Below are 17,360 nucleotides of genomic sequence, written 5' to 3'. Positions count from 1 at the left end.
AAAAGGAAATTTATTAATAAGATCCCGTACTTGTCCAAATTTGCATTATCAGATGTTTTCTATATGATGCTTTCTGAAACCTTATTAAAAATAAACTCTACAATACCAATCTAACTCGCAGCATTCAAAATTTATCTACAGTCACGAATTACATTTGTCACTTCTTTAAATTCTTATTAATTATTTCTCTTATTATTTCCCAATTAATAACTTAAAATTTCTTCTAAATTGATTGCTGCTATTTCGTTATCTCATTTCGTCTCAGATCTGTTTCACAAAAAAACACAGAGAAAATGAATTCCCCTGTGTTTCTATCCACTATATCTAATTCTTTAAACCGGATATACGCCGTGTTTGCGTTCTGTGAAGACTTGGTATTTGCTCATGTAGGCATCGAATCTTGTGATTAGTTCATCGCGGAGTTTGTCTGGGTCGACAATGCCGTCTACGATTAGTTCTGATGCTAAGCGGTAAATGTCGATATCTTGCTTGTATTCTTCACGTTTTTCTTGGATGAATTGCTGACGTTCTTCTTCAGGTAGCTCAGCGATTTTGTTTGCATATACAGCGTTAACGGCAGCTTCAGGGCCCATAACGGCGATTTGTGCTGATGGTAATGCTAAGCAGCAATCTGGCTCAAATGCTGGGCCTGCCATTGCGTATAGACCTGCGCCGTATGCTTTTCGAACGACGACAGAAATTTTTGGTACAGTTGCTTCGCTCATTGCCGAAATCATTTTTGCACCGTGGCGAATAATGCCGGCTTTCTCAACTCTTGTGCCGATCATGAAACCTGGAATATCAGCAAGGAACAATAGCGGAATATTGAATGCATCACATAGATTTATAAATTTTGCAGCTTTATCAGCTGAATCGTGGAATAAGACGCCACCTTTCATACGCGGCTGGTTGGCGATGATTCCAACTGGCTTTCCATCTATTCTTGCTAAGCCTGTGATAAGTTCTGCAGCGAAAAGTTTCTTAATTTCGCAGAAAGAATCTTCATCAACAAGGCGTTCGATTAAGTCATGCATATTAAATGGTGCATTTTGATTTTCTGGGATAATTTGAGAGAGCGACTTCTCAAATTGTTTTGGTTGAAGCGGTTCTGCTTTTGGTGCTTCATATTGATAATTTTGAGGGAAATAAGATAAATAATTGCGAGCAAATGAAATAGCTTCGTCCTCATCTTTTGCTAATACATCACCGCACCCAGATATTGAGCAATGCATTTTTGCGCCGCCCATTTCTTCAAGTGATACCTTCTCTCCGATAACCATTTCAGCCATACGCGGAGAACCAAGGTACATGGATGCATTTCCATCAACCATGACAACGATATCACAGAAAGCTGGAATATAGGCACCTCCTGCTGCTGATGGACCGAATAGTAGACAAATTTGAGGTACTCTTCCTGATAATTTTACTTGGTTATAGAAGATTCGGCCAGCACCGCGTCTACCTGGAAACATCTCAATTTGGTCCGTGATACGTGCTCCCGCGGAATCGACTAAGTATAGCATTGGTAATTCAAGCTTTTCAGCTGTTTCTTGAATACGAATGATCTTTTCAACTGTACGCGCACCCCATGAGCCGGCTTTTACAGTTGAATCATTAGCCATTACGCAAACCTTTTGACCGTTAACCTTTCCGATGCCTGTTACAACACCGTCTGCAGGTAAGCCATCTGACATACAGTTGGCGAAGAAAGCATCTTCAATATTAAGACCATCGTCAAATAATTTTTCTAGGCGCTCCCGTACAAACATTTTTCCTTTTTCTGCGTTCTTTTCATGGTATTTTGCTGAACCGCCTTTTTCGATTTTCTCGATACGCTCCTGCAATTGTTGTTCTAATGACATTTTCTTGTCCTCCTTCATGTTTGTACTCATCGCACTACTCTCCTTTATATTGCGGTTTTCGTTTTTCTTTAAATGCTTGCAAACCTTCTATACGGTCTTTTGTTGGTATCGTTATAGCATAGGCCATTTCTTCAATTTTTAAGCCTGTTTGTAGGTCAACTTCTACGCCTTTATCAATTGCAAGCTTTGCTTGGCGAACTGCGATTGGGCCATTTGCGGAAATCTTATCAGCAATTTCATTGGCTTTTTGAAGCAGCTCTTCTTGACTTACAACATGCTCGACAATGCCGTATTCTTTTGCTTCTTGGGCAGTCAACCGTGCTGCAGTGAAGATTAATTCTTTCGCTTTTCCTTTTCCGATTAGGCGTGTTAGACGTTGTGTACCGCCTGCCCCTGGGGATAATCGCAAGAGATGTTTCTGTTAAGCCTGCTTTTGCATTATCTGAAGCAATTCGGATATCGCAGGATAGGGCCAGCTCAAGCCCTCCGCCGAATGCAGCACCATTAATTGCGGCGATGACCGGCTGTGGTAGTGATTCGATTTCATCCATTGTCGAGCGGATAAGCGCGACGGTTTTCTTTACCTCTACTTTCATGTCAGCGCGTTCTTTCAAATCCGCTCCAGCACAGAAAATTTTCTCACCAGCCCCTGTAATAATGACACAGCGTACAGAGCTATCAAACTTAATCTCTGTTAACACTTCATGCATGTCGTACAGCATCTGTCTTGAAAATGCATTCGCCGCTTCTGGACGATTCAATGTAATCGTTACAACTCCATATTCACTACGTTCGACCAAAACTGTTTGACTCATCAACACGTCCTCCCAAATTATCTGGAACTCTCACAGCTAGCACGCTCGACTTGAAGCGCATGACTTGAGAGTGGCTTATCGATTTTAGATTGAATGAAATTCGCAGCTTCCAGCAATTTTTCTGAATCAATACCTGTCTCAATTCCCATGCCAGAAAGCATGTAAAGCAGGTCATCTGTTGCAAGGTTTCCTGAAGCCCCTGGGGCGTATGGACAACCACCAAGTCCTCCTAGTGAACTATCAATCTTCGTAATTCCTGCTTGAAGTGAAGCTAATACATTTGCAAGCGCGGTTCCACGCGTATTGTGAAAATGCACAGCAATGCTGTCTTTTGGAACAACTGCCGTAAGAGCTTGCAATGTTTCTTCCACTTGTTTAGGATTAGCAACACCAATTGTATCGCCAATCGACAGCTCCCCGATTCCAAGTTTAAATAGCTTCTCAGAAACACGAAGAACATTTTCGATCGATATATCCCCTTCATAAGGACAGCCAAAAACAGTTGATACATATCCCCTCACTGTTTTATTAGCATTGCGAGCCTCATCGACGACTTCTTTTAAGATAGGAAATGTTTCTTCAATCGTTTTATTTATATTTTTCTTATTGTGCGTTTCACTTGCGGACATGAAGACCGACACTTCATCGACATCCGCTTCAAGCGCCAGTTCCAAACCTTTTTGATTTGGAACGAGCGCCGCATACGTAATGTTTTCTTTCCGCTTAATGCTTTTCATAACCTCAACCGCATCTTTCAATTGTGGCACCCATTTCGGGTGGACAAACGACGTGACTTCAATATAAGATAAGCCCGTTTCAGAAAGCTTATTGACCCACTCGATTTTATCTGCTGTTGAGATGAATGCTTTTTCATTTTGAAGACCGTCTCGTGGTCCTACTTCTTTGATTGTTACATTGCTTGGTAAATACATCGAAAGCCTCCTTTACAACTTAGACTGAGTGGTCGGTCATTCGATAACCGCAATCGGGTCTCCTTCGTTAACAAAGTCCCCTTCATTTACTTTCAACTCTTGAACAGTACCTGCACTTTCTGCTGCCACTGGAATTTCCATTTTCATTGATTCCAAGATTACAATGTCTTGTCCTTCTTCCACTTGGTCACCTACATTTACAACGACTTTCCACACGTTACCTGCCATATTTGAGTTTAGAACTGCCATCTTCATTGCCTCCTCTTAATTCTTTTGTGTTAGTTCTTTAAGATAATATTTCTCTACAAAATTTGTTGTCGTCTCGCCTTCTTTAAACTTTTCATGCTTTGCGACATCTTTTAGCATCGGGATATTTGTCTTTATACCTGTTACTTCATAACCTTCTAAAGCCTCTTCTAAAAGTTTAATTGCCTCATCGCGCGTTGAACCTGTGATAACGAGCTTAGCAATCATCGGATCATAGAAAGGGGTTACCTTAGATTCACCGTGAACCGCTAATTCATGTCGAATATGCGGGCCTTCCGGAAGCTCTAGTGCCGTGATTTGACCAGGCGCTGGGTAAAATGTCTTCGGGTCTTCAGCATAGATACGCGCTTCAATCGCATGATTACTCAATGTCAGCTCGTCTTGCTGCCAAGGAAGGTCTTCTCCTGAAGCAACGCGAAGCTGTAATTCGACTAGGTCTGTACCAGTCACTTGTTCTGTAATCGGGTGTTCAACCTGCAGACGGGTATTCATCTCAAGAAAATAGAAGTTCTTATCCTCATCAACTAAGAACTCAATTGTTCCTGCATTCTCATACCCAATCGCTTTCGCTGCAGTTACAGCAGCTTCACCCATTTTCTTGCGAGTTTCTTCATCTAAGAAAGGAGAAGGTGCTTCTTCAATGACCTTTTGGTGACGGCGTTGAATGGAACACTCTCGCTCAAACAAGTAGACGGTATTTCCTTTCTTATCTGCTAAGATTTGAATTTCAATATGTCTTGGGTTTTCAATGTATTTCTCTAAGTACATCGCACCGTCGCCAAAAAACATAGTGGCACGCTTTTGATTGCCTTCAAAGCCTTTCTGCAGTTCAGCATCATTGCGGACAATTTGCATCCCGATGCCGCCTCCGCCTGAAGAAGCCTTCAGCATAACCGGATAGCCCATTTTTTTTGCAATTTCGACAGCTGCATCAGCATCTTCAATCGGCTTAGCAATGCCCGGAACAATTGGGACGCCTGCTTTTTCCATCGCTTTACGTGCTTCGATTTTACTTCCCATCATGCCAATAACATCAGCGGAAGGGCCGATGAATGTCAGCCCTGCCTCCTCACATTTCTTTGCAAAGTCAATGTTTTCACTTAACAAACCATAACCAGGATGAACCGCTTCAGCACCAGCTTCTTTTGCTGTTTCAATGATTTTATCAACCTGTAAATAACTTTCATTCACACGTGGTTTCCCAATTAAATACGCTTCATTGGCCATTTTCACGTGCGGTGCGTCCACGTCAGCCTCTGAATAAACAGCGACTGTCTGAATTCCTAATCTTTCGCATGTTCTGATAATTCTTGCCGCAATTTCTCCCCTGTTTGCAATAAGCACTTTTTTAAACACAGTATCTTCCTCCTCTGTTTTCCCCCCAAGACGTGGTATTTATGCGTTTAAATTTAACATTTCCATAGATTGTTCCCGTAATCTGAATTTTTGAATCTTCCCTGACGCAGTCATTGGATATTGATCCGTAAATTCAATATAACGTGGAATCTTATGTCGTGAAATTTGCCCACTGCAGTATTCACGTATTTCTTCGGCAGTTGCTGTTTCTCCTTCTTTTAGAATCAGCCAAGCCATAATTTCTTCTCCATATTTCTCATCTGGAACCCCGACTACTTGAACATCAAGCACTTTTGGATGCTGATAGAGAAATTCTTCAATTTCACGCGGATAGATATTTTCCCCGCCGCGGATAATCATATCTTTCAGTCGGCCGGTAATTTTACAATAGCCGTTTTCGTCCATAACAGCTAAGTCGCCAGTATGAAGCCAGCCGTCGGGATCAATGGCATCTTGAGTAGCATCTGGGTTATTGTAATAGCCTTTCATTACATGATACCCTCGTGTACACAATTCTCCTTGTACACCGTGAGGCACGACTTGATTTGTACCAGGCTCAACAATTTTTACCTCTACATTCGGCAACGCTTTTCCGACAGATGAAACACGAAGCTCAATCGGGTCATCAGTGCGTGTTTGCGTTATAACAGGTGAAGACTCTGTTTGGCCATAAGCAATCGTAATTTCATTTGCACCCATTTTATTTACAACCGCTTTCATTACTTCAATCGGGCAATTTGAACCAGCCATAATCCCTGTACGCAATGAAGAGAGGTCATATTTTTCAAACTCAGGGTCATTTAATTCGGCGATAAACATTGTTGGTACGCCGTGAAGCCCTGTACATTTTTCGTCTTGGACTGTTTGAAGCACTTGCTTTGGATTAAATTCTTGGACAGGCACCATTGTGGCCCCAACTGTGACGCACGCCATTGTTCCAAGTACACAGCCAAAGCAGTGGAAGAATGGAACAGGAATACATAGGCGGTCTTCATTTGTTAACTTCATGCAGCTTGCGATATTAAGAGCATTGTTTGTCAGATTATTATGTGTCAGCATAACCCCTTTTGGAAAACCAGTCGTTCCAGAGGTATATTGCATATTAATCACATCATCAGGGCTTAACCCATTCATTCGTTCATCAAGCTGTTCTTCTGAAACATTGTCGCTCATCGCAATGATATCGTTCCAAGAATATGTACCTGGATAGCTGTTTTCACCAAGCACAATAACGTTTTTAAGCTTTGGCACTTTCTTTGATTGTAATTTACCAGGCTCTGCTGTTTTCAGCTCTGGAACAACTTTATACAATGTATCAATATAGGAATGGTCTCTGAATTGCTCCATTAAGATAATCGTGGATGAATCTGATTGTTTCAGTAAGTATTCGAGCTCTGCAGCTTGATAGTTTGTATTCACTGTTACAAGCACAGCGCCCATCTTTCCTGTTGCAAACTGGCAAGTCAGCCATTCAGGCGTATTTGTTGACCAAATCGCCACATGCTCTCCAGCTTGAAGGCCTAAGCTCATCAAGCCTCGTGCAGTTTGACGGCACACTTCATCAAATTCCTTATACGTATAGCGTAGGTCTTGGTCTGCATAAACGACAGCTTCATGATCAGGTTGTTTAGCGGCGACATCCTCAAGCAACTTGCCAACAGTAACATTTAACAATTCTGACATGTATGGTCCCCCTCTTTAATAGTAAAGTGCGCGTGACCAAGAGACGATTGACCTTAAGGTTAACATCCAAGCTGTCTAGAAATAACGAGTCGTTGGATTTCTGACGTACCTTCACCAATTTCCATTAACTTCACATCACGAAGCATTCTTTCAACCTCATATTCTCTCATATAACCATAACCGCCATGAATTTGAATCGCTTGGTTACATGCACGGAACGCTGCTTCAGAAGCATACAGCTTTGCATAGGCTGATTCTTTTGTAAACGGTTTCTTATTATCTTTCAACCAAGCAGCCTTGTAAATCATATTACGTGCTAATTCAAGTTCCATTGCCATATCCGCAAGCTTGAATTGAATCGCTTGGAAGTTGGAAATCGGCTGACCAAACTGTTTACGCTCTTTCGAGTACGCTAAGGCACGTTCAAAAGCAGCCTGCCCAATCCCTAAAGCAAGTGCACCAATTGAAATACGTCCTCCATCCAACGTATACAAAAATTGTTTAAACCCTTTTTGCGGGTCTCCTAATAGATTCTCTTTCGGAACGCGAACATCCTCTAAAATTAACTCACAAGTATTGGAAGCTCGGACACCCATCTTTTCGTAGTTGCTGTTAATTGTAAATCCAGGTGAATCAGTTGGTACGATAAATGCAGAAATAATATTTCTACCGCGCTCATCTTTTCCAGTTACTGCTGTTACGGTTACTGTTCTTGCATAGCTTGCATTTGTAATCCAGCACTTTTCACCGTTAATGACATATTCGTCACCATCAAGGACTGCGCGTGTTTGAGTACCGCCTGCATCTGAACCGGCATTTGGTTCTGTTAAACCAAAAGAAGCGAGTGTTTCACCTTGTGCAAGTGGAATAAGGTATTTTTGCTTTTGTTCCTCTGTACCAAAATAATAGATTGGGCTTGCACCTAAGGAAACAGCAGCGGCATAGCTAAGACCTGTACCTCCACATGCTTTTCCGACTTCTTCAACAGCCATTGCGTAAGAAATCGTATCCCCGCCAGAACCGCCGTATTCTTCAGGGAATGGAATGCCAAGCATACCTAGCTCCGCCATTTTCTTAAATGTTTCTTCTGGGAACTCAGCTGTCTTGTCATAGTGTTCTGCTTTCGGGCGGATTTCATTTTGAGCAAAATCACGCACCATGTCACGAATCATTTGTTGTTCTTTCGTCAATTCAAAATTCATTTCTTCTCCCCCTTAAATTAACAAACAAAAGATATATTAGAAAACAGACCGACCAGTTGGTCTGTTTCTTTCATTAAAAAATGAAAGCGCTTTAATTGTATTCAATAAAAGTTACTTTCATGCCTGACTCTTTAAAAAAAGAGTCTTATATTTTTCATTATGTTTCGTCTCGTCCGTCAGAACAGAGTTCAAAATAAAATCTGTAAAAATGGACCCAATCTCATCAATTGATTTCTTTCCATCTCTGCGATACCACTTATAAGTCCAGTTCACAATACCGAGAATCGACATCCCAGTAATATCAACGGGTAACTCGCTGCGAAATTCGCCTTGTCGGATTCCTTCTTCGACAACATCGAACAGGATCGTCCTGAATTGGTAACGTTTTTGACGAATTTTCTCATGGTATTCAGGTTTTAAGTAATTGCTTTCTTGATAAAATACTGAAATGTGTGATTTGTACAAATCAAATACCTTTACATGTGACTGGATAATTGCAAACAGCTTTTCTGTTGGTGTATGGTACGTTTCAATAGCTTCAATTGCTTTTTCTAAGGCGTATGTAATAAAGAGATCGTGGATGACATAGAGAAGTTCGTCTTTGGATTGAAAGTAGTGATAGAAGCCGCCTTTTGATGTGTTTGATTCTTCAACAATTTGCTTTACGGTTACACCATGATAACCGTGTGCTTCAAAAAGCTTTAAGGATGTTTCGATAATGCGTTCTTTAATATTTTTCATATGATTAACTCCTTGAAAACTAGTATACAACAAAATTCAGAAAATTCAAATCCTAAATGCATATTTTTTTATAATTGTATTACAATTTTTCCTCAAATAAAAGCCGGCTATACATAGAACAGCCGGCTTTTCATCTTATTCTGTTTCATTTATTTGTTCATCTACTCTTGCTTCTGTTACGTTTCCTGTCTCACTTGTATCAACAACAAAGGAGCCGTTACTGTAACGGTCAGCTGGACGTAAATCTTTAATCTTCACTGTTTCGATTGCTTCTTTTTCGGTGATAAGCAGGACGGCCATTTGGTTATCTGTTTGCAGAGCGGCCGTAATTTTATGCGGATTTGTCTTCAATTCACGCAGCATCACAACGCCACGGTTGGCACGTGAAGCCGCTTCGAATTCATCGAGCTTCATTTTCTTCACGGCACCACGCTGCGTAGCGATAAAGAGGTAAGGCTTTTCATCCTCTAATGCAAAGCCGGTGGCCACTTCATCACCCTGCTTTAAGTTAATGCCTTTCACCCCGGTTGCCCGTGGCCCGACGATACTCACTTCTTCTTCATTAAAGCGAAGTCCATAGCCATTTCGCGTTACAATCAATAAATCTTGTTTTCCGGAAGTGATGACAATGTTTTTCACTTCATCATCCTTTTTCAAATTTACAGCGACCAGCGGTTTTGAGTAACGTTGTGCTTGATATTTGTTTAATTCTGATTTTTTCGCCATCCCGTTTTTAGTAAAGAAGACGAGATACTTTTCTTCTTTGAAATCTTTAACAGGATAAGCCGCAATCAGTTCATCCTCTTTGTCGAGCGGCACAATACTTGAAACATGCTGGCCAAGGTCTTTCCAGCGAATATCTGGTAATTCATGAACAGGCAAGTATAAATAATTTCCACGGTTTGTGAAAACAAGCAATGTTTCTGTCGTATTAATTTCAAACTGTCCTAATACATAATCGTTTTCCTTCATTCCCATATCTTTTCCGTTTGAAGCAGCATAAGAACGAAGGCTTGTCCGCTTAATATAACCGTCTTTTGTCACTGTCACCATTACATCTTCACTTGGAACCATGACTTCTAAATCAATTTTTAATTCTTCGATTTCTTCTTCGATTCGTGTCTTTCGATCATCAGCATACGTTTTCTTTACGCGGCGAAGATCTTTTTTAATGACTTGTAGTAGCTTTTTCTCACTTGCGAGAATTTCGTTTAACTCCGCGATTTTCTTTTCAAGCTCCTCTGATTCTTTTCTAAGCGCTGTTATATCGGTATTCGTTAGACGATACAATTGAAGCGAGACAATAGCTTCCGCTTGCGGTTCAGTAAATTCATATTCTTTCATTAAGTTACGTTTAGCATCTTGCTTGTCTTTTGAAGCACGGATGGTTGCAATCACTTCATCTAGAATCGACAGCGCCTTCATTAGGCCTTCTACAATATGATGACGTTCTTCTGCCTTTCGCAATTCATAACGGGAGCGGTTTGTGATTACTTCTTTTTGATGGTCAATATACGCATCTAAAAATTGCAGTAGCCCCATTTGCTGTGGTGTTTTATGATGAATGGCAACCATATTAAAGTTGTACGAAATCTGTAAGTCCGTATTTTTATAAAGGTAGTTTAATACACCGTCTGCCTGTGCATCTTTTTTTAACTCAATGACGATTCGCAAGCCTGTTCGGTCTGTTTCATCACGCACTTCAGAAATCCCTTCCACTTTACGGTCAATCCGAAGCTCATCCATTTTTTTAACAAGATTCGCTTTGTTCATTTCATAGGGGATTTCTGTAATAACAATTTGCTCCCGGCCGCCGCGGATTTTTTCCACTTCCGCTAGCCCGCGTACAACGATTCGGCCTTTCCCTGTTTTATAGGCTTTTTTAATCCCATCAATGCCTTGGATAATACCACCTGTTGGGAAATCGGGTCCTTTAATGATTTCCATCAGATCATCAAGTGTACAGTTAGGTGAGTCGATCCGTTTAATAACACCTTCAATCACTTCACCTAAATGATGAGGCGGAATATCTGTCGCATAACCTGCAGAGATACCAGTCGAACCGTTTACAAGCAGGTTTGGAAAGCTTGCCGGCAAGACTACAGGCTCTTGCAGTGTATCATCAAAGTTAGGGGTGAAGCCGACTGTTTCTTTATCAATATCCGTTAATAATTCAGAAGCAATGGCAGAAAGGCGGGCTTCTGTGTAACGCATCGCTGCAGGCGGATCACCGTCAATGCTTCCGTTGTTCCCGTGCATTTCGATAAGGACATTCCGCACCTTCCAGTCCTGGCTCATTCGTACCATTGCATCGTATACAGAGGTATCGCCATGTGGATGGTAGTTCCCAATTACCGTACCAACCGTTTTCGCGGACTTCCGAAATGCTTTTTCTGCTGTATTATTTTCTTTGTACATCGCATACAGGATTCTACGCTGTACAGGCTTTAACCCATCACGCGCATCAGGAAGAGCGCGCTCTTGAATAATATATTTACTATAACGCCCGAAGCGGTCGCCAAGGACATCTTCAAGCGGTAAATCTAATAGTTTTTCTGTCTGCGCCAAAACCTAGTCCTCCTCCATCACTGCAAGGTTATCATTTTCAAGAATATTTGTTTCTTCATCTAAGCCAAACGCTACATTGGACTCAATCCACTTCCGGCGAGGTTCGACCTTATCACCCATTAAAGTTGTTATGCGGCGTTCAGCACGGGCAATGTCCTCAATCCTTACACGAATCAATGTCCGTGTTTCGGGGTTCATTGTCGTTTCCCACAGCTGGTCTGCATTCATTTCACCAAGACCTTTATAACGCTGAATCGTATAGCCTCTACCAACTTTTTTGATCGCTTCTTGCAATTCTTTTTCTTCCCACGCATATTCAATCACTTCTTTTTTGCCGCTTCCTTTGCTCACTTTATAAAGCGGAGGCAAGGCGATAAAAATTTTCCCAGCTTCCACAAGTGGTTTCATATACCGATAGAAGAAGGTTAAAAGCAGTACTTGAATGTGCGCGCCGTCGGTATCTGCATCAGTCATAATGACGATTTTGTCATAGTTAGTATCTTCAAGATCGAATTCAGGTCCGACACCCGCTCCGATTGCATGGATAATCGTATTAATTTCTTCATTTTTAAAGATATCAGCAAGCTTTGCTTTTTCAGTATTGATTACTTTACCCCGAAGCGGCAGAACAGCTTGAAAGCGACGGTCACGCCCTTGCTTAGCAGAACCCCCTGCTGAATCACCCTCCACTAAATACAATTCATTTCGACTCGGGTTTCGGGATTGTGCTGGTGTTAATTTTCCACTTAGCATGGCATCTTTACGTTTGCGCTTTTTGCCGCTGCGTGCATCTTCTCGTGCTTTTCTCGCCGCTTCACGCGCTTGCTGTGCCTTAACAGCTTTCTTAATCAGCATCGAACTAATGTCGACATTTTCTTCTAAAAAGTAAGCAAGCTTTTCCGAAACAACCGCATCAACGGCTGACCGTGCTTCACTCGTACCGAGCTTGCTCTTTGTCTGGCCTTCAAACTGAAGCATTTCTTCTGGGATTCGAACAGATACAATCGCTGTGAGCCCCTCACGAATATCCGTTCCTTCTAGATTTTTATCCTTTTCTTTGAGCAAACCGGCTTTTCTTGCATATTCGTTCATCGTACGTGTCATCGCTGTCTTTGCTCCAGCTTCATGTGTGCCGCCGTCTTTCGTCCGCACGTTGTTAACAAACGATAAGACACTTTCTGAAAAGCCGTCATTAAATTGAAACGCAAATTCCGCTTCAATCCCCAGCTGTTGGCCATCAAATGATACAACTGGATGCATCACATCTTTTTCTTCATTCAAAAAATCTACAAAAGCTTCAATCCCGCTTTCGTAATGAAACGTTTCTTCTTTATCATGACGTTTATCACGAAGAACAATCTTTAAGCCTTTAAGAAGAAAAGCAGATTCACGTAAACGCTCACTTAACGTGTCATAGTTGTATTTCGTTACTGAAAAGATGGACGGGTCCGGCTTAAAGTGAATGGTCGTTCCTGTTTTACGTGTTGAGCCTTTCTTTTCAAGCGTTGTAACAGGCACACCACCATTTTCAAACCGCTGCTCGTAGATACTTCCATCCCGCATGATTTTGACTTCTAGCCATTCGGATAAGGCATTTACGACAGAAGCACCGACACCATGTAAGCCGCCGCTTGTTTTATAGCCGCCTTGTCCAAATTTACCGCCGGCATGGAGCACAGTAAGAATGACTTCAGGGGTTGGTTTCCCCATACGGTGCATTCCTGTCGGCATTCCGCGTCCTTCATCCCGGACGCTGATACTATTATCTTTATGTATCGTTACTTCAATGAGTTCGCCATGTCCTGATAATGCTTCATCGACCGCATTATCGACAATTTCATATACAAGATGATGCAGCCCGCGTCCATCCGTGCTTCCGATATACATTCCCGGACGCTTTCGGACTGCTTCAAGCCCTTCGAGAACTTGAATCGCATCATCGTTATAATCAAAGTTTTGTTTCGTAGCCAATGACTTTTGCTCCTTTCAAGATACAGTCATATGTTTATTTTACCATAACAGAACGTATGTTTCTATTTAAGGTGAAATGAATCGCTCTTTTTTTAAGCGGCATTTTTTATTGTAGCTTTTCTTTTGCATAAAACCAATCACTTCGAAGTAATTTTTTGAATGAATCGAATGATAACGGTTCAATAATAGTTCGTATTAACAGGGCAGATTTCCTGCGTATTTTCAATACTTTCGTTTTTTCAGCCTTACAATTTGCTTATGAAAGAAAAGAAGATGACCAATAAAGACGGCCATCTTCTCAAAGGTTTATGCTCTTTCTAACATTCTTTCCAATGCTTTTTCCGCTAAACGTGCTGTATGTTCGTCAACGATAATTTGATTCATCACCTTCCCGTTCTCAAGCTCTTCAAGCGACCAAAGCAAATGCGGCAAATCAATTCGATTCATCGTAAGACACGGGCACATATACGGATTAAGTGAAACAATTTCCTTATCCGAATGCTGCTGGATTAAGCGTTTGACAAGATTCATTTCTGTTCCAATTGCCCATTTGCTTCCCGGCGCTGCTTGTTCAATCATATCAATAATATATTTAGTCGAACCGTTGTAATCAGATTGCTGAACCACTTCCCACGTACACTCAGGGTGAACAAGCACCTTCATATCAGGCTTTGTTTGACGGATATGTTCAATGTTCTTCACTGTAAAATTCTCATGAACCGAGCAATGTCCTTTCCACAAAATCACTTTTGCTTTCTCAAGACTGCCTTCACAGATAAAAGTTTCATTAACAGGGTCCCACACCGCCATTTCATCGAGCGGGATACCTAACTTGTAAGCTGTGTTTCTGCCAAGGTGCTGATCAGGCAGGAAGAGGATGCGTTCCTTTTGCGTAAAGACCCATTTAACCATTTCAACCGCATTTGATGAAGTAACGGTCGCGCCGCCATTCATGCCGACAAACGATTTAATATCTGCTGTCGAGTTGACATAAGTGAGTGGGATGACAGTATCACCAAATTGTTGCTGAATCGCACTCCAGGCACGTTCGGTTTGCTTTAGATTCGCCATATCAGCCATTGAACAGCCTGCTCGCATATCTGGCAGGATCACTTTTTGTTCTTTTTGCGTTAAAATGTCCGCTGTTTCAGCCATAAAATGAACGCCGCAAAAAACAATGTATGAGGCTGCTTCATTTTTTGCTGCTAATTGTGCAAGTTGAAGGGAATCCCCTGCTGCATCTGCAAACTGGATCACTTCGTCTTTTTGATAATGATGCCCAGGGATAAACAGAGCATCCCCGAATTTGTCTTTAATTTCTCGTACGCGTTGTTCCATTTCTTCTGTTGTCATTTCACGATATTTTTCAGGCAGCATCACTTGTGATGTGCTGTTTAATAAATCAAGAACACCCATGGCAGTTTTCGTTCCTCCTCATTTGTTGTTAATCGTTTCACATACTACGGCGTTATGATTGTATTTTATGCTTTCCTTCAAGTTAAAGCTGATATCAAGCGCCCGAGCGGACTGGGTTAAGTATCCAAGTGAGATATAATCGACATTTGTTTCACGATAGGAAGCAATATTATAAGGGGTAATGCCTCCTGATATTTCTGTGATGATTGGTTTCGGTACAACTGTAGCATACTCCTGTGCTTGCTGAGGGGTGCAATTATCGAACATAATCACATCTGCTCCAGCCTCGACTGCTTTTAGTACTTGCTCCATAGACTCGGTTTCAACTTCAATTTTTATCATATGTCCGATACGGCTTCGGATCATTTGTACAGCGTTTGTGATACTGCCTGCATATGCAATATGGTTGTCTTTTAGCATAACACCGTCATATAAACCAACCCGGTGATTATAACCGCCCCCGCATGTAACAGCGTATTTTTCAAACATTCTAAGCCCTGGCAGTGTTTTTCGCGTATCACACACCCGCGTATGCGTACTGTCTAATGCGTTAACGGCCTGTTTTGTCGTCGTTGCAATGCCGCTCATATGCTGCAACAAATTTAAAATAACTCGCTCGCCTGTTAATAAATCTTTTACAGGCCCTTTCACCTTCGCAAGAACGGCTCCTTTTTGAAGGAATTCACCGTCTTTTTGAAGGGTTTCTACTTCAATATTCGGGTTAAGAAGCTTATAGCCGGCTTCAATGCAGCTGATGCCAGCGAGCACACCATCTTGTTTTAATAAAAATTCGCCTTCTGTGATGTCGGTTGATTGGAACAAATGCTCATTTGTTGCATCTCCATCACCGATATCTTCAATGAAAAATTCCTGCATTTTCTGTTTTAATTTTAACTGGTTCATCTTATCTCACTCCTGTTGCGGCCACATCAGGTTGTTTCCATTCCTTTAATGTGCGTATGATCCGTTTTTTTGCCAAAGACTGTTCTTCAAGTGGATAATCACTTCGATAATGTGCGCCTCTGCTTTCTTTTCTTAATAACGCAGAGGTTGTAATTAACCATCCTACTGTGATCATGTTCACAATCGTACTATCATTTTCAGAAAGGTCTTCTGGCAAGCTTTGAAGAGCCGGCATATACTGTTCAAACCATGCTTTCGCCTGTTCGAGTGTTTCGTTGGTGCGGATGATGCCAACGTGTTCCATCATTACACGTTGGATATCGGATTTTGCTGGAAGTGTATAAGTTTGCTTTCGGTTCATTGTGCGACTGCTAGTATATAAGCTTGAAAGGTTTCTAGAAGGCTCAGCAACAATATGCTTAGCGCACTCACTGCCAAACACTAACCCTTCTAGTAAAGAGTTGCTAGCAAGGCGGTTGGCTCCGTGAACACCGGTACAGGCTGCTTCGCCGATTGCATACAACCCAGGTAGTGATGTTTGACCATGTTGATTTGTCACAATACCGCCCATTGTAAAATGAGCCCCTGGTGCCACTGGAATGAGTCCTTTCTCCAAGTCAACACCATTTGTTTGACACAGCCTTGTTATCGTTGGAAAACGACTTGCGAAATCTTTCACATTCGAAACATTTAAAAAGACCTGTTTGCCTTTTGTAAGCGAATAATAGATTTCACGAGCTACAACATCCCGAGGCGCAAGGTCTTGCAATGGATGAGCGTTCTCCATAATCCGTTTTCCATCTTCATCGATAAGGAAAGCTCCTTCACCACGCACCGCTTCTGAGATGAGTCCAAATGACTCGCCATTTATAGTGAGGAGGGTTGGATGGAATTGAATAAACTCCAAGTCCGCTAATTCGACTCCTGCACGGAAAGCGATCGCAAGTCCATCACCACTTACAGCTGGGTCATTCGATGAGTGAGAATAGAGGCTTCCACAGCCACCGGTTGCAAGCACGACGGCTGAAGCATATAACCGGTTTATGCTGCCGTTTGGCTCTCGTACTTTAACACCTATGCAACGCCCATCTTCAATTAATAAATCGGTGACCGTATGATGCGTGCGGAACTCGACTTTTTCTTGAAGTTGTTTTTCAAAATAAGCCATCATATTCCAGCCCGTCGCATCACCGCCGGCATGGAGAATTCTTGCCTGACAATGAGCCCCTTCCATTCCAAGTGAGAGAGAACCGTCCTTTTCGCGGTCAAAAGGCATCCCTTCCTGTAGAAGGCTTTTTATCATTTCGGCCCCTTTTTTTACAAGCAATTTGACGTGCTCTTCATCATTATGAAAGGCTCCAGCTGTTAAGGTGTCTTTGTAATGCTTCTTCCAGTCATCAGTTTGAGCGATGGCTGCAGCGATACCGCCTTGTGCTTTGACAGAATTACTATGCTTCTTAGTAGATTTTGTTAGGATACATACATGCTTATGATGTTTTGAAATCTGCAATGCGGCCATATATGCAGCAATCCCGCTGCCCACAATCAAAACATCAGCCGCTTTTTCATTGTGCATGCCCACCAACCTCCAACGTAATATGGCATCTTTATGTCGAAATGTTTACAATAGATTAACATATGTCT

The 17,360-nt window shown here is 41.8% G+C and carries 12 protein-coding genes and 1 pseudogene; all 13 read right to left on the bottom strand.

Going from position 1 to position 17,360, the window contains the following annotated elements; all coding sequences use genetic code 11:
• Nucleotides 1-332: 332 nt before the first annotated feature.
• Complete coding sequence (locus LC040_06945; GenBank protein WLR53221.1) at nt 333-1,862, bottom strand: acyl-CoA carboxylase subunit beta; 1,530 nt, start codon at nt 1,860-1,862, stop codon at nt 333-335.
• 34 nt (nt 1,863-1,896) lie between these two features.
• Nucleotides 1,897-2,677: pseudogene (locus LC040_06940) on the bottom strand (enoyl-CoA hydratase).
• A gap of 17 nt (nt 2,678-2,694) precedes the next feature.
• On the bottom strand, nt 2,695-3,609 hold the full coding sequence (locus tag LC040_06935) for a hydroxymethylglutaryl-CoA lyase (protein WLR52621.1): 915 nt from the start codon (nt 3,607-3,609) through the stop codon (nt 2,695-2,697).
• 36 nt (nt 3,610-3,645) lie between these two features.
• Nucleotides 3,646-3,858 (bottom strand): acetyl-CoA carboxylase biotin carboxyl carrier protein subunit, encoded by a 213-nt coding sequence (locus LC040_06930; GenBank protein ID WLR52620.1) that lies wholly within the window; start codon nt 3,856-3,858, stop codon nt 3,646-3,648.
• Nucleotides 3,859-3,873: 15 nt separating this feature from the next.
• Nucleotides 3,874-5,232, bottom strand: a complete 1,359-nt coding sequence (locus tag LC040_06925; GenBank protein WLR52619.1) for an acetyl-CoA carboxylase biotin carboxylase subunit — start codon at nt 5,230-5,232, stop codon at nt 3,874-3,876.
• Between the two features lie 39 nt (nt 5,233-5,271).
• Nucleotides 5,272-6,906 carry an AMP-binding protein gene (locus LC040_06920; GenBank protein ID WLR53220.1) on the bottom strand — a complete coding sequence of 545 codons (1,635 nt, stop codon included), beginning with the start codon at nt 6,904-6,906 and terminating at the stop codon, nt 5,272-5,274.
• 68 nt (nt 6,907-6,974) lie between these two features.
• Entirely contained in the window at nt 6,975-8,117 is a 1,143-nt protein-coding gene (locus LC040_06915; protein ID WLR52618.1) for an acyl-CoA dehydrogenase, read from the bottom strand.
• 117 nt (nt 8,118-8,234) lie between these two features.
• Nucleotides 8,235-8,858: a TetR/AcrR family transcriptional regulator gene (locus tag LC040_06910; GenBank protein WLR52617.1), complete on the bottom strand. Its 624-nt coding sequence runs from the start codon at nt 8,856-8,858 to the stop codon at nt 8,235-8,237.
• Between the two features lie 135 nt (nt 8,859-8,993).
• Entirely contained in the window at nt 8,994-11,426 is a 2,433-nt protein-coding gene (parC, locus tag LC040_06905) for a DNA topoisomerase IV subunit A (GenBank protein ID WLR52616.1), read from the bottom strand.
• A 3-nt stretch (nt 11,427-11,429) separates the two neighbouring features.
• Entirely contained in the window at nt 11,430-13,397 is a 1,968-nt protein-coding gene (gene parE, locus LC040_06900; protein WLR52615.1) for a DNA topoisomerase IV subunit B, read from the bottom strand.
• A gap of 306 nt (nt 13,398-13,703) precedes the next feature.
• Entirely contained in the window at nt 13,704-14,813 is a 1,110-nt protein-coding gene (nadA, locus tag LC040_06895) for a quinolinate synthase NadA (protein WLR52614.1), read from the bottom strand.
• Between the two features lie 18 nt (nt 14,814-14,831).
• The gene (gene nadC, locus LC040_06890; protein ID WLR52613.1) at nt 14,832-15,716 is read right to left on the bottom strand and encodes a carboxylating nicotinate-nucleotide diphosphorylase; all 885 of its coding nucleotides are present in this window, start codon (nt 15,714-15,716) and stop codon (nt 14,832-14,834) included.
• A gap of 1 nt (nt 15,717) precedes the next feature.
• Nucleotides 15,718-17,292: an L-aspartate oxidase gene (gene nadB / locus LC040_06885; protein WLR52612.1), complete on the bottom strand. Its 1,575-nt coding sequence runs from the start codon at nt 17,290-17,292 to the stop codon at nt 15,718-15,720.
• Nucleotides 17,293-17,360 lie beyond the last annotated feature (68 nt).

It is taken from the genome of Bacillus tianshenii, from assembly GCA_020524525.2.
GTDB lineage: Bacteria > Bacillota > Bacilli > Bacillales > Bacillaceae_N > Bacillus_AV.
Note: the sequence above shows the minus strand (reverse complement) of the source record. Positions and strands in the feature narration are given on the sequence as shown.

What these genes read in the sequence shown, in the direction of transcription:
- LC040_06910 (WLR52617.1), bottom strand. Translation starts at nt 8,858, where the DNA reads ATGAAAAATATTAAAGAACGCATTATCGAAACATCCTTAAAGCTTTTT.
- nadB (WLR52612.1), bottom strand. Translation starts at nt 17,292, where the DNA reads ATGCACAATGAAAAAGCGGCTGATGTTTTGATTGTGGGCAGCGGGATT.
- LC040_06945 (WLR53221.1), bottom strand. Translation starts at nt 1,862, where the DNA reads ATGTCATTAGAACAACAATTGCAGGAGCGTATCGAGAAAATCGAAAAA.
- LC040_06915 (WLR52618.1), bottom strand. Translation starts at nt 8,117, where the DNA reads ATGAATTTTGAATTGACGAAAGAACAACAAATGATTCGTGACATGGTG.
- nadC (WLR52613.1), bottom strand. Translation starts at nt 15,716, where the DNA reads ATGAACCAGTTAAAATTAAAACAGAAAATGCAGGAATTTTTCATTGAA.
- nadA (WLR52614.1), bottom strand. Translation starts at nt 14,813, where the DNA reads ATGGGTGTTCTTGATTTATTAAACAGCACATCACAAGTGATGCTGCCT.
- LC040_06935 (WLR52621.1), bottom strand. Translation starts at nt 3,609, where the DNA reads ATGTATTTACCAAGCAATGTAACAATCAAAGAAGTAGGACCACGAGAC.
- LC040_06930 (WLR52620.1), bottom strand. Translation starts at nt 3,858, where the DNA reads ATGGCAGTTCTAAACTCAAATATGGCAGGTAACGTGTGGAAAGTCGTT.